This window comes from Floricoccus penangensis (assembly GCF_001832885.1).
Classification (GTDB): domain Bacteria; phylum Bacillota; class Bacilli; order Lactobacillales; family Streptococcaceae; genus Floricoccus; species Floricoccus penangensis.
On the sequence record NZ_MKIQ01000029.1, the window covers coordinates 99,950 to 114,559 of the forward strand.

Genomic DNA, 14,610 nt, shown 5'->3' on the forward strand with positions numbered 1-14,610 from the left:
TTCTTTTTAATGTACGGAAATTCATTCCAAATAAAAAAATAAGCACATATGAGCTTATTTTAAATATAATTATTCGTCAACATACGATAATTTTCATAAAGTGCAGTAAACTTCGTGTCATTTTTTTCATCCCAAGGTTTTGGTTGACCGCAAAAATGTAAAATCGCTGTATTTTTTGCAACCCAATGAATGTCTTCTTTTCCAAGACTTCTTGTTAGATAACTTGTATATTTACGTGCATCATAATTCCAAATTTCTTCTGGTACACTCAAAATAAAATTTCCATATAAGAAATTAAGAATATCTTGATCTGGCAAAATCAAAACAGCATTATAATTTTCAATTACATCATTAATATCTTCAATTTTTACGACTGCTCTCAGCATATCAAGATCCATAATCATTATTCCTGAATTATAGTAATCATGATCTGTCCCTAAACGTATATTATTAACACCATTAATAAGACTTGTTACACCAGCATGCGTTGAGGCAGTTAGCATGTTTCCTTTTAAATCCACTTCCCATAATGGCCTTAGTGGATTAATAATAAGTATGTCTGGATCTAAATAAAGAACTTTTTTAAGCTTTTCGGGTAATATTTGACCTGCTAGTAATCTAAAATACATTTCTTTTGGATATCTATCAACAGTTTTCGCGTTATCAAATAAGCTTTCATCAACCACTACTGCTTCAAATTCCCAATTAAATCTAGTAGCCTGTTTATTTAATGAATCTAATTTTTCTTGCGGAATACTTTGATGTATTAGCCAAATTTTAAATATATCGTTTTGGTTATTAAGATATATTGATGTTAGCATTACTTGAAGTGGATTAAGATAGTTTTCATCTATTGTAACTAATATGTCTATTTTTTCTTTCATCATATACCTCGTAAGTGTTTTCTATTACAAGAGTAACATTTATTGATTTTCCAATCAAGGATACATAATGTTATTGATAATTTTTAGGGTTGGGTTATATAATTAAAAAATGAATTGTCAAGAATTATCAAACTTTTATCTTGCTTTTTTATATTTACTTGAGTATAATAATCATAGAAAACGTTTTCATTTTTTGTTGAGTATTAAAAATTATATATATAAAAAGGAGAATTTTATGGTAAAACCTTTAAAACCAGGAACTGATAATGTGCCTCCTGGCAAGTACAGAGAAGTTGGGCCTCGTGGCGGTAGAATTCCTAATGAACGCATTGTTACTATCGATGAGGGTGATAGACTTCCACCAACAAAAAAAGCTGGTGATGGGTGGCTTCATATGACTCCACACAAATCTGGAACAGATAATTTACCTGCTGGTAAATATATTGAAGTTGGACCAAATGGTGAAAAACTTGAAAAAGAGCACATCATTTCTATTGACCGTGGTGATAGACTCCCACCAGTAAAAAAAGCTGGCAATGGTTGGTTCAGAATATAATTTGAAAAAAGTATTGAAAGTTAACTTTCAATACTTTTTATTTATTACTCGGCTTTTTGAAGATCACTTGTCATTATTTCTAAAGACTCAATTCCTGATCCTGCTAGATACCAAACTTGAGGATCTAATGAAATTACTTTACCATTTTTTCCTGCGTTTGTTTCTTTAACCAAATCATTGTCAGCTAAATTATTTTTTGAATCATCTCCTCCAATTGCTTTTGTACGGTCAATCGTAAAGATGATATCAGGATTCTTTTCTGCAATATATTCATAAGAAACGCTTTGTCCATGACCTTCAGATTTGATATTATCATCTGCAGGTTTAAAACCATAAGCATCAAAGATGATTCCAAAACGAGACTCTTTACCAAATGTTGATAGACTTCCTTCACTTGCCATGATAATCAAAGATTTCTTATCTGATTTAGAATTTTCTTCTTTTAATTTATCCATTGAAGATTGAATTGAAGCAAGTTTTTTATCAGCTTCTTCTTCTTTCCCAAAAATCTTAGCTAACTCTTGGATTCCTTCTTGTGTTGATTTCCAAGGTGCTGACTCTTCTACTGAAAAGAATACTGTAGGAGCAATTTTTTCAAGCTTCTCTTGATAATTTTTTTGACGTCCAGAAATGATAATTAAATCAGGTTTAATTTTATTAACCTTCTCTAAATCTGGCTCTAGAACACCACCAACAGATTCAACGTTACCATATTGTTTTAAATATGTAGGAAGAACATCTTTTGGAAGCCCAACAACTCTATCCTTTAATCCTAGTGAATCTAGAGTATCAAGAGAACTGTAATTAAACACTACAACTTTCTTTGGATTGTAAGGAACAGTTTTCTTTCCATTTTTATCCTTGATTTCTACAACTTTTTTATCTTCTGCTTTACTAGTTTCACTTGAACTTGAACTTGAACTTGATACTTGACTAGTTGATGTTGAACTTTCTTTACTTGATGATTCCTTTGAGTTCCCACAGGCAGCTAGTGTAATCACACTGACAGCAAGCAAAAAAGTTGATAAAAATTTTTTCATTATACGTTATCCTCCATAAAATAATTAATTAAAATATTGACAAAATGCCTTACCTTCAATCTGGTGAACTTTGATTTGCATATCATACAAATCACTTAGTACACTTTCTTGAATTATTTTTTCTGTTTGCCCTACTTGAAAAATTTGACCATTTTTCATGGCAACAATGTAATCAGCATATGCTGAAGCAAAGTTTATATCATGTAGGACGATAAAAATTGTTTTCTTTTCTTCTGCTACTAATTCTTTCAGAAGTGTCATTATCTGTTGTGCATGATTCATATCTAAATTGTTTAGGGGTTCATCCAATAAGATATAATCACTATCTTGAGCTAAAATCATGGCAATATACACCCGTTGTAGCTGCCCACCAGATAACTCATTAATGTTATTTTGCGACAAATGATTTAAATTCATTTGACTCAAAACCTTATCTATTATTGCATTATCATCACTAGTCAGTCTTCCTTTACTATATGGATAGCGACCGAAAGATACCAAATCTCTAACACTTATTTTTAAGTTATAAGCATTTGTTTGTTTAAGAATTGACAATTTCTTAGCAAGCTCCTTTGACGACCAGGATTTAAGCTCATTTTCATCAATGTATATTTCACCAGCATTAAATGTTTGCAATCTACTTATCAATGAAAGTAAAGTTGATTTACCAGCACCATTAGGTCCAATAAAGGCAATAAATTTTCCAGCAGGGATTTCTAAATCAATATTTGATAGAATCTCTTTTTTTCCAATTGATTTTGCTAGATTATTAATGTTAATCATACTTTTCTCTCCCTTAATATTTTTCCTATGAAGATTACTCCACCAAGAAACTGGATTATTACGCTAATAGTTGTTGAAAATCCGAAGACTTGCTCTACAATAAATTGTCCTCCGACAAGTAGGATTATACCCAACAAAGAGCTGCAGATAAACAAGTTTCGATGGTTAAATGACCCAAAGAAAATGTAGCTAATAGTTGAAATAATGAAGCCCAGAAAGACTGTCGGCCCAACAAGAGCCGTAGATGTCGCCGTCAGCATAGAAATAAATACTAGACTCAAAATTTGAATTCGATGCACATTTATTCCTAGATTAACTGCCGCATCTCGCCCCAAGGTTAATACGTCCAACTGACTTGATATAGATAAAAAGTAAATGCAGGCAACCAAGATGATAATTATTGCTGCAATCATATGGTTAGTATTCACATTATTAAATGACGCAAACAGCTTACCTTGAAGCATATCATACTCGTTTGGATTCATTATCACTTGTAAGAAAGTACTTATACTTGAAAAAAAGGTTCCCGATACTATCCCTATCATTAGGACTTCATAGAGGTCATTTTTTTCTTTCCTTGCAAACATGACAATTATTAGAGTAGATAAAATTGTCATTATCAAGATTGTTCCAAGAAACAAGTAAATTGATTCTTGTGATAACATCCTTACTCCTCCTATAAAGAAGAAAAGTGATGTTTGAATCAGTACATACAAATTATCTAAGCCAAGAATACCAGGACTTAACAATCTATTATTGGTCAAGGTCTGAAAAGAAATCGTTGCGACTGAGCTTGCAATTGCAACAAGAACAAAACCAATAACTTTTTTGCCTCTAAGAGATAGGGCAAAATCTAAATTTCCATAAGTATTGTAGGTAAGATAAACAATCACCATCAATACTGCTACAAAAAATAATGAGCTTGCCTTAATCCATATTTTTTTGTCCTTAATCATTTTCTCATCCTCCTTAATAGGAAGAAGATAAACATTGCTCCTCCTAAACTTCCAACAATAACACTAACTGGAATCTCATAAGGGGCTATGAGAGTTCTTGATAAAATATCACAAACAACTAAGAAGATACTACCAAATATCCATATTAGATTAAGAGTGTTTTTCAAGTGATCTCCATACAATATTGATACAAGATTTGGAATGATTATTCCAAGAAATGGAATACTTCCAACCATTATCAATACAGAGCTACTACCAAGGGAAACAAGAACTAAAACAATTAATTGGATTAATTTGTAGTTCATACCAAGACTCGCAGCTACTTCATCACCTAATCCAAGCACTGTTATCTTATAGGCCATTAAGTAAAGTGCTATGAAAACAGGAACTGTTAAGTAGATTAGCTCATATTGTCCTTTCATGATTGTAGAGAAATTTCCTTGAAGCCAAGAAGAAAGATTTTGGATTATTTGAAACTGATAGGCAAAAAAAATCGCCACTGAACCGATAATATTTCCATACATTATACCGGCTAAGGGTAGAATCATTTCATCTCCTTTAGGCAATAGTCGACTTAAAGCCAGAAAAGTTAGCGAAGAAATGAAAGCAAAGATAAATGCAAATGTCGATTTCAAAAGAATTGTTGAAGCAGGAAAAAACAACATGGCAACAAGTATTCCAAGTCTTGCACTATCCATCATTCCGATAGTACCTGCTGATACAAACTTATTTTGCATCATATGCTGCATGACTTTTCCTGATATACTCACCATACCACCAGCTAAAATTAAACTAATAGTTCTAGGAAGTCTAACCTTATTTAACATCATTAATTGTTGTGAATCTCCATGCAAAATACCATCAATTGTAATATTATGTACTCCGATAAAGAGTGACAGTAGACTTACTAATAGCAAGGTCATAAGTGGTAGATATTTTCTCACTTCGACTCCTTTTAAAATCGTTGATTTGTCTTCCATATGTTCTTGAATCCAAGAAATATTCCTTCATAAATAAAACATTCATAAGCTATTAAGTAACATATTTATAAGCTTGTGAATTTTTTTATCACTTGAAGACAAATTTAGTATAACATTGTAAAAAGTGTTTGACAATATAAATGTAAAACATTTTTTACTTTCATGTCTAAATTATGAGTATGAGCCTTGAAATATAAAAATAATAACTAAAAAAACCATTAAGATATTAATCCTAATGATTTAGTTTGTGAATTGTTATATGTTTAAATTAGATGTAATTTAACAAAGTCTCAAATAAATATGAACTTGAGGTCGCTCCTGGATCAATATGTCCAATAGCTCTTTCACCAACATATGATGCACGTCCTTTTTTTGCAACTAAATCTTTAGTAGCATTTTTTGCATTTTCAATAATTTCATCATTAAAATTTTCATCTTTAATTGATGATACAACTGGAATCCATACGTCAAGCATTGTCTTATCACCAAAGTCTGCTTTTCCTCTAGTAGATATGCCTATCTGTCCTTGTTCGATAACTTTTGATAATTCTTCATAGCTTGAAATAACGTCAATTCCAACAGTCGCTTTAGTCATATTCATAAATGCTGTTCCATATAAAGGACCACTTGCTCCACCTACTTTTGAAATTAAAGCCATTGCCAAAATTTTAAAAGTATCACTAATTGTATTAGGTTGCTTATCCTCTAAAGATTTTTTATACTCAGCCATTCCTCGAGACATATTATTTCCATGGTCACCATCACCAATCGGGGTATCAAGTAGACTTAAGTAATCTTTATTTTCTTCAATTTTTTTTGCAAAGTCATCAAGCCATGCCTGGACTTCTAATACAGTAATATTCATTTTTCTCCAATCTACCAAGAAATAGTAGTAACTTGACTCTCTAGGTTTTCAAGCCATTCAGATTTATCTGTTAAATCAATAGTTGTAAGACTTAATCCTTGCATTTCTATAGAAGTCATCAAATTCCCTACTTTTGTAAAAATGACCTTAATTCCCTTTTGATCAAGTAAATCTAAAACATCATTCATGAAGATAAACTGTTCCATTAATGGTGTTCCACCCATTCCATTTACAAGAACTCCAACCTCTTTTGTTTCTGATCCATAACTAGCAAGAATTTTATCAACTAACTCTGAGGCAAGAACTTTCGATGGTTGAAGTTTTTCTTTACGATACCCAGGTTCTCCATGAATACCTACACCATATTCAATTTCATCATCAGCAAGGTCAAACCCTTCTTTGCCAACTTCAGGAACGGTAGCTCCTCGTAAAGCTATACCTATACTTCTTAGTGATGATACCACATCATTTCCGATTTCTAATAATTGATCAAGATTTTTTCCTTGTCGAGCATAGTCACCTAAAATCTTATGAACTAAAATCGTACCAGCAACACCACGTTTACCTGCTGTATACAAACTATTTTCAACAGCAATATCGTCATCAACAACCAAAATTTCAGCTCTGATATCTTCCATCTCTGCCATATCTTTAGCCATCTCAAAATTTAAAATATCTCCAGTATAATTTTTGACTATTAATAATACTCCTTGACCATTATTTGTACTTTGAATCGCAGTTAAAATTTGATCTGGTGTTGGAGATGTAAAGACATCACCTAAAACTGCTGCCGAAAGCATGCCGTCACCGACAAATCCAGCATGTGCTGGCTCATGACCACTGCCTCCTCCTGAAACTAATGACACTTGATTGAACAGTTTATTTTCTTTTATAACTCTAGAATCATCAACTCTTTCAACAAGATTTCCATAACTCCTGACAATCCCTGAAAGCATTTCTTCAACAACATTTGATGGATCATTAATAATTTTTTTCATTCTCTATTTCGCCTTTCTTGCTTCATCAATAATTTGATTAATATCATCAGTTACTCCAGCAGTAATCGCTCCTACAAAAGCTCCCTCTATCAATGGTGCATCAATATTATGATATCTTAATTGTTGACTTTCATCTAAAAAATCCATTGCCATATCTGCGCTTAATACTGCACTTCCTATATCTGAAAATACAAAGAATTCCACATCTTCAGCTGACTGATTAACATGATCGACAACCAATAATGGTTCGGAACCTAGTCCACCATCTGATGTTCCTCCAAGAGATACAACTTCTACATCTTCATTTTGTTGCATGTCATCTATCATCTCTTTCAGCCCATCTGTAATTTTTCTACTGTGCGAAAGTAATATAATACTTTTTTTCATTTCTCTCCTTTTTTGAAAGCGTTTACTATATTGATATTATAATATTATTTCCCATAAAAAACTAGTAAAAAATTACTAAGAATTAACCTAGTAATTTAAAGTATATTTAACTATGAACCTGCACTTTCATAAATTGAAAGTCCCTTATTCCATATTAAAAGTGAAATGATAAATAAAATTATGGAAACAATAATCAAGCCTCCAATATTAAACATGACATTTTGCCCTGTAAGAAAGAAACTCGCCGGATAAAAGGCAGTGAATGCAAAAGGTATTATAAAGCTAATTATCGTACGAATAAAGGTGTTATAAATACTAACTGGGTATTTTGCAAAATCATTGAAAAGATAAAAGAAATACATGATGCTGCCTGCCTGTTTGCTCCAAAATGCCATACTTGAAGCAATTATTTTTAGGCTGGTATAAATCATTGTTGCAAATGGAATGGCTATAACAAAGAGAATAACTTTTGTTGGTGTCCATGTTATAGTACCGACTGTACTTGCGAGGAGACCTATACCGACTATCAATTCGCCCAAGGCATCTATTTGAAAGGTCTCGATAATTACATGGATGAGTGGATTGATTGGTCTCGTCATATATTTATCAAAATCACCTTTCCATACTAGTCTTTGACCTACTGCCCATAAATTATCAGAAAATAAATGGTCAAGACCTTTGGGTATCAGGGAGAATCCATATATGAAAACAATTTGTTGTAAAGTCCAACCTTCTAGAGTTGGAATTTTGCTGAAAATAACTTTTAAAAATAAAATATTTAAAGCTTGAGTTAAAACTACTCCTAGAACACCTACTATAAAGTCAACACGATATTCCATCAGTTGTTTGAGATATTGCTTAATAAATATTTTTTCTAATCTTAATATTCTCTTCATCCTATCCTCCTTGTACAACCAAACGGTTGATAACAAATTTCCATATGATTTTAGACAAAATATAAAAGAAAATAATCCAAGCAACCTGGACTGAAAAAGCTTTAATTAATTGTTCCGTATTGTATTTACCAAGATAAATCATTACTGGAGTATAGATTAATGATGAGAAGGGAAGTATTGTAAATAAATTTCTTATAGCTATTGGGAAAAATGATAAAGGTATTAAGACCCCTGACATGAAATTGATTATTGAAGATTTTAATAAATTTGCTCCCCATAAACTTTGAAGAACAAATGCTGTGTATCCAAAACATACATTGAAGAAAAAATTCAACAAGTATGATAAAAGCAAACTCACTAGAAAGAGAATTAAATTCATAAAGTTAAAAGGCAATGTATTTGGATCTATAATTTGAAAAAGACAAAGTCCTCCTAGAATTGGAAGGGCAGAAACTGAAACTTGAATGAGTTTAGAACCTATTTCATCAAATAAGTAAGTACCAATAAATGAAATGGGCTTAAGAAGTCTAACAGCAATTGACCCTTCTTTTATTTCTTCACCTATATTACTACTAACATAGGTACTGATAAATACACTTGCAAATGCACTTAAGAAGACATAGAGACTCATCTCTTGAACAGAGAAATTACCTAATTTTGTTTCAGTAGAAGAACGATATATTGCCTGCCACAAGTAATAAGAAACTAATGCCCCACAGATATCAGCCATCCTATAGATAAGAAAATTCATCCGATAAGCAACACTTCTTTGAATACCAGCATTTATAAAAAGACGATATTTAGAAAAATTTTCTAGAATATTAGTCATCTTTCAGCTCCTTCCTATAAAAACGACGGATTATATCTTCAATATCAGCCTCTTTTATTGATACATCTGATACTGAAACATTATTTAAGGTATATTGTAAAATTTCAGAAGCTGAGTTCTTTGAAGCATCAAAGCGAACTTTTATATTTTTATCCTCTTGTTCAAGTAAGACGTCAGAAAAATCTTCCTCATACCGAAGCTTTTCTAAATCTTCTAATTGATTAATCTTGAAGGTAATTTCATGGATATTCCCAAATTTTTCTTTTAACTCTTCAGCACTTCCATCAAAAATTTCTTTTCCCTTATCAATCATAAATATTCTACTACATAATTGCTCGATATCGTTTAAATCGTGGGTAGTTAAAATTATGGTTGTCTTCTCTTCTTGATTAATTTTTTTGATAGCATTACGAATCCTATCTTTTACATCCACGTCCAAACCAATGGTTGGTTCATCAAGAAATAAAACTTTAGGATTATGCAGAAGACTGGCTGCAATATCTGCTCTCATTCGTTGGCCGAGAGACAGTGTACGCACAGGATCCTTAATAAATTCATTTAAGTCCAGAACATCATTCAAAAAATTCATTCTCTTAACAAAATCTTCTTCAGGCACCTCATAAATTTCCTTCAAAACCTTATAGGTATCCTCAAGAGGTAGGTCCCACCATAGTTGAGTTCTTTGACCAAATACAACACCAATATCCTTTACATAGGACTGCCTATCTTTTTGTGGATTTTTACCATTAATTTCAATAAAGCCCGATGTCGGTGTTAGTATTCCCGTCAACATTTTTATAGTAGTTGACTTACCAGCTCCATTTGCACCAATAAAACCAAAAATTTCCCCTTCAGGAATCTCAAAAGATAAATCCTTAACAGCTTCAAAAGTTTCATACTCAGGTTTAAATAGTGCCTTAAATGAACCTGAAAGACCATCTCCTTTTTTTACTTTCTTAAAATCCTTCTCTAAATGACTTACTGTAATCATAAAATCTCCCATATTAATTTTATAAAAAAACGCTTTCAAAACTAAAATTATTATAGTACGGATTAATGCGAATTACAATAGTGTTTTAAAAAAAGTTACCAGATTATTAACCTAGTAACCTTATCTTATTTATGACTAGTATTTTTAATTAATCTACTTACGTTCTCACTTTCTCTTCTTAAATCTTCTTTTCCCTTTAAAAGAGCATTTTCAAGTGATTCTACTTTGGGTAGAATACCAAAGATTGCAGTTATTCCTTCTTGATAAAGAACTTCTAAATCTTCCCCAATATAACCAGCAAAAGCGATGACCGGTTTATTATATTTTTTTGCAATTTTTGCCACACCTGAAGGAACTTTGCCAAATGCTGTTTGAGAATCAATTCCTCCTTCACCTGTGAAAACATAGTCTGCTTGTGCAATATGTTTTTCAAGTTCATTTTGCTCACTAACTATCTGAAAGCCTGAAATAATTTTTGCTTTTGTAAATGCTAATAAGCCTGCACCTAGTCCGCCTGCTGCTCCTGAACCTGGCGTATTTTCAATATTAACCTTTAAATCACGCGCAATAACTTTTGCAAAATGATGAAGGTTAGAATCTAATTCAACCACCATTTCTTCAGTCGCACCTTTTTGTCGACCAAAAACATTACTCGCACCATTTAAACCGGTTAGTGGATTTGTCACATCTGATGCAACAACAATCTCGACTTCTCTTAATCTTGGATGTGAGTTCTCACAATCAATTCTTTCTAGTAGATTAAGATTCCCACCACCAAAAGGAATTTCATTTCCATTTTTATCTAATAATCTATATCCAAGAGCTTGCGCCATACCTGCACCACCATCATTAGTAGCACTCCCTCCAATACAAATAATGATTTTTTCTACTCCCTTATCAAGGGCAGACTTAATTAACTGACCAGTTCCATATGTACTTGTTATTAGTGGATTTCTTTTTTCAATAGGAAGTAACTCAAGACCATTTGCCAGCGCCATCTCAATTACTGCCGTTTTACCTTGTTCAATTAGTCCATAGTGACAATTTATTAATGTTTTTGACAATGGACCCATAACTTGCTCATCTATTTTCTGGTCATTTTGGGAATTCATTAGGCAATCAAGAGTCCCTTCTCCACCATCTGCCATAGGAATTTGAACAATCTCAGCTTCAGGATAAATTTTTCTGATCCCTTCAGTCATACTTTGACAAGCAACACGTGCTGTCATTGATTCTTTGAAGGAATCTGGTGCTAGAACAAATTTTGTCATAATGGCTCCTAATTCCTATCAATCATCGAAATTGTACTACTACCATCTCCGCTTTTGGAAATGATAAGTTGTTGTGCTATCCGTTCTTTCATGTCTTCAACATGACTGATTACTCCAACCATCCGATTTTCACCAATTTGTTCGAGAGCCGTCATTGCCTTTTCAAGCGTCTCTTTATCAAGCGAACCAAAACCTTCGTCAACAAACAAGGCATCAATGACAATTCCATTAGTTGTATTTTGAACTATTTCTGATAGAGATAAGGCAATTGAAAGAGCTGCTATAAAGGTTTCACCACCAGATAAGGTTTTAGTTGAGCGAGTAGTTCCGGTTGTAAAATCAAATACATCTATATCAAGTCCCGAATCTGAGCGCTTACCGTCACGTTGAGCATTGCTAAGAACAAATTGATAACGACCATTAGTCAGCTTTCCAATATAACGCTTGTTGGCTTGGTCCAGAACCTGATTTAAATATTCTTGAACTACATATGTCTCAAGCTTGAGTTTATCACCAGTCTTACCTTTAACCACACTATTTAAGTCACTCAACTCCTGGAAAGTTTTTAAATGGATACCTTGTTTTTCAGAAATTTTCTTAATTTCTTCAAGTGTTGCCTTAGCATTATTGTAATTAGTTTCAGCCTTAGTGAATTCTTGGCTAGCATTATCGTACTTAGCTTGGCTCCGTTCATATTTTTCAACAAAGGAATCTAAATCGGGAATTTCCTTATCAGATAGAGATTCTAAAAGCTTCTCTCTCCTCTCAGTTAAAGTACGTTCACGCTCCTTGTAAGTGTTTATAAAGGCAATAGCTTGCCCATAGACCTCTGTCTCAGAAATCCATTCTCTCAAAATATTTTCATCACTAGTTAGAGCACTAGGAGCAGTTAATTTTCCCTTAACCTTAGCAGAAGCCAAATCATTTATATCTTGATTTTCCTTTAGATGTGATTCATTAGATTCAACAATAACTTTTAAAGATCTAACCTCACTCTGTAAATTAGCAAATTTCCCTTGTAACTCTTCCTTCTTACTTGAATAATCCCTAATTTTCTTGCTTGTAATCTCAATTTTATCCGTATAGTAAGATACATCCTTTAATTCTGGGTATTCGGTATTGATGATAGATAACTTTCCTACTGCTGAATCTTTCAATGCCACCTTTGTATCTATCTCATTTTGTAAATTTAAAAGAATATGCTCTTCATTCGTTATTTCATCAGTTAATTCAGCCAAAGCTAGACTTTGTTTTTCAAAAATCGATTTTAACTCATCTATTGAATTTTTAAATTCAATTAAAGATTGATTAACCAGACTTTCATCATAAATACTTGGAAACCCATCAAAAAGATTTTTTATTTCATCATAATTATTATTAATATCAGTTTTTTTATTATCAATTTCTAATTGAATTTCATTTTTTCTTGTCTCATTTTGAGATAGAGATTCTTCCTGATTTTTTAAATCTTGTTCCAAACTTCCAACCTGCTGTTGCAAGGCTTCGACTTTTTCCATTGAATCTTTAAGTTCTGACTCATTTGCCTGAATTCCATCATGATTATGAGTAACAGGATGTTCAAGTGAGCCACAGACAAGACATTCTTGTCCGTCAACCAACTCTTCCCTAAGTTGTGCCACCATCAACTCACGACGATTTTCTTTAACACTTTCAAGTTCACTTAAATAATCCTTATATCTATATCTATCTGATTCAAGCTTTTTTTTAGATTCAGCTTGTTCGCCACATAAAGATATAATTCTTTTTTCTAAGGTAGAAACTTCTTTTAAAAGCGGAGCTATATTTTTATCAATTATAAATTTAGCTTTATCATAAGCAGCTACATTTTTTGTAACCTCTTCTTGTGAAATAGCTCCTATTTCAAGTTTCTTTTTATCTTTTATCTTTGTTTCTAATAGCTCTGATTTAGAATTTTTTTGAACTTCATATTTTTTTAATTCATCTGAATAAGATATAATCTCACTCTCATAAGCTATGACTTGATTTGCAGTGTTTCTAAGTTCTTTCCACTCATCAAGATTTTCTTCAAAAAGTTTAATTTCTGATTCATGCGATAAATGTTCCTTAAGTTCAATCTCTAAAAGATGAGTATTTTTCTCTGTTTCGCTCAACTTGTCTTTATTAGATTCAAGTAATTTTCCATATTTATCAATTTCATTTTGACTATGGTCTAGATCCCTAATTGTATCTCTAATGTCATCTAAAAAGTCCTGCTGATTCTTTTTATCTATATAGTATTTATATTTATCTTTTTGATTAATAATTTCATTTTCAAAGTTTATATTTACAGTATTCAACTCTTGAAAGTTCTCAGATAATTGTTTTGCTTTATCTAATTCCATTTGTGCTGATTTCAAATCATCCTTGGCTTGTATCCTTGACTTATCACTAATATCAGCTTTCTCTTTATAGTTTGATACAAATTTTCCTGCAAGCTCTATTTTATAGCTCTCATCTGTCTGCCCAAACTCTAGTCTTTCTTCTTCTGACCATATTTGACTGTCATAATGACCAGATAATTGATTAGAGTATTTTTCATTTTCTACTCTTGATTGTCTATATTTATCTTCAACCCTGTTTGCAAAGTCTTCAAATAGGCGAGTTCCAAAAATATTTTTCAAAATCGGTAATTTATCAGCTGTATTAGAAATCAAAAATTTCCTAAATTCATTTTGAGGTAAAAGAATTATCTGTTTAAATTGTTCAGCATTCAACTGTAAGAGCGAATTTACTTCAGTTGCTACATCAACTGGCTTAGAAGCTAAAACCTCGAGTTCAACTCCACCGATTTGATCAACAATAGCAAAATGAGCTTCGGCTTTTTGTGATGTTGACCCTTTGCCACGCGCAGCCTTACGCTCTTGACCTGGTACTCGCTCTATCTTATATAGTTGGCTACCGTGCCTGAAATAAAAGACAATTTTTGTCAGTTCATCTTCGAGTGTTGCGAATGTTGACCTTGTTTCTTCAGGTTTGCGTTCTCCTGTTGTTACGTTAAAGAGTGCCATAGTCATCGCATCAAAAATAGTACTCTTTCCTGCACCTGTATCTCCACTGATAAGAAATACGGGAGCTTGGTCCAAGTCTTCAAAGTTTATTATTTCCTTACGATAAGGGCCAAAATTCGTTAATTCTAATTGTACTGGCTTCATT

Annotated in this window: 13 protein-coding genes and 2 pseudogenes; 2 read left to right on the plus strand and 13 right to left on the minus strand. The window is 32.4% G+C overall.

Features of this window, described 5'->3' with window-relative positions; translation table 11 throughout:
* Nucleotides 1–59: 59 nt before the first annotated feature.
* Nucleotides 60–884: a glycosyltransferase family 8 protein gene (locus BG262_RS08935; RefSeq protein WP_070788549.1), complete on the minus strand. Its 825-nt coding sequence runs from the start codon at nt 882–884 to the stop codon at nt 60–62.
* 235 nt (nt 885–1,119) lie between these two features.
* Between BG262_RS08935 and BG262_RS10835 the strand changes: the two are divergent.
* A pseudogene (locus BG262_RS10835) lies at nt 1,120–1,272 on the plus strand (YjzC family protein); the annotation flags it as partial.
* 30 nt (nt 1,273–1,302) lie between these two features.
* Nucleotides 1,303–1,440, plus strand: a pseudogene (locus BG262_RS10840) (YjzC family protein); the annotation flags it as partial.
* Nucleotides 1,441–1,484: 44 nt separating this feature from the next.
* Here BG262_RS10840 and BG262_RS08945 read toward each other — a convergent pair.
* From BG262_RS08945 to BG262_RS09000, 12 genes are all read right to left on the minus strand, one after another.
* Nucleotides 1,485–2,480, minus strand: a complete 996-nt coding sequence (locus BG262_RS08945) for a siderophore ABC transporter substrate-binding protein (protein ID WP_070788550.1) — start codon at nt 2,478–2,480, stop codon at nt 1,485–1,487.
* Between the two features lie 24 nt (nt 2,481–2,504).
* Nucleotides 2,505–3,263: an iron ABC transporter ATP-binding protein gene (locus BG262_RS08950; protein WP_070788551.1), complete on the minus strand. Its 759-nt coding sequence runs from the start codon at nt 3,261–3,263 to the stop codon at nt 2,505–2,507.
* Nucleotides 3,260–4,219, minus strand: a complete 960-nt coding sequence (locus BG262_RS08955) for an iron chelate uptake ABC transporter family permease subunit (RefSeq protein ID WP_070788552.1) — start codon at nt 4,217–4,219, stop codon at nt 3,260–3,262. Before BG262_RS08955 ends, BG262_RS08950 begins: the two co-directional genes overlap by 4 nt.
* The gene (locus BG262_RS08960; RefSeq protein WP_173861966.1) at nt 4,216–5,199 is read right to left on the minus strand and encodes an ABC transporter permease; all 984 of its coding nucleotides are present in this window, start codon (nt 5,197–5,199) and stop codon (nt 4,216–4,218) included. The genes BG262_RS08955 and BG262_RS08960 overlap by 4 nt, the downstream gene beginning before the upstream one ends.
* 268 nt (nt 5,200–5,467) lie before the next feature.
* Nucleotides 5,468–6,064, minus strand: a complete 597-nt coding sequence (gene dhaL / locus BG262_RS08965) for a dihydroxyacetone kinase subunit DhaL (protein WP_070788554.1) — start codon at nt 6,062–6,064, stop codon at nt 5,468–5,470.
* Between the two features lie 11 nt (nt 6,065–6,075).
* On the minus strand, nt 6,076–7,062 hold the full coding sequence (gene dhaK, locus BG262_RS08970) for a dihydroxyacetone kinase subunit DhaK (RefSeq protein ID WP_070788555.1): 987 nt from the start codon (nt 7,060–7,062) through the stop codon (nt 6,076–6,078).
* Between the two features lie 3 nt (nt 7,063–7,065).
* The gene (gene dhaM, locus BG262_RS10615) at nt 7,066–7,449 is read right to left on the minus strand and encodes a dihydroxyacetone kinase phosphoryl donor subunit DhaM (RefSeq protein ID WP_070788556.1); all 384 of its coding nucleotides are present in this window, start codon (nt 7,447–7,449) and stop codon (nt 7,066–7,068) included.
* Nucleotides 7,450–7,559: 110 nt separating this feature from the next.
* Entirely contained in the window at nt 7,560–8,345 is a 786-nt protein-coding gene (locus tag BG262_RS08980; protein WP_070788557.1) for an ABC transporter permease, read from the minus strand.
* Nucleotide 8,346: 1 nt separating this feature from the next.
* Entirely contained in the window at nt 8,347–9,174 is an 828-nt protein-coding gene (locus tag BG262_RS08985) for an ABC transporter permease (protein ID WP_233278845.1), read from the minus strand.
* On the minus strand, nt 9,167–10,165 hold the full coding sequence (locus BG262_RS08990) for an ABC transporter ATP-binding protein (RefSeq protein WP_070788558.1): 999 nt from the start codon (nt 10,163–10,165) through the stop codon (nt 9,167–9,169). Before BG262_RS08990 ends, BG262_RS08985 begins: the two co-directional genes overlap by 8 nt.
* 125 nt (nt 10,166–10,290) lie before the next feature.
* Nucleotides 10,291–11,439 carry a glycerate kinase gene (locus BG262_RS08995; protein WP_099098742.1) on the minus strand — a complete coding sequence of 383 codons (1,149 nt, stop codon included), beginning with the start codon at nt 11,437–11,439 and terminating at the stop codon, nt 10,291–10,293.
* Nucleotides 11,440–11,444: 5 nt separating this feature from the next.
* On the minus strand, nt 11,445–14,609 hold the full coding sequence (locus BG262_RS09000; protein ID WP_070788560.1) for an AAA family ATPase: 3,165 nt from the start codon (nt 14,607–14,609) through the stop codon (nt 11,445–11,447).
* Nucleotide 14,610: the final 1 nt, after the last annotated feature.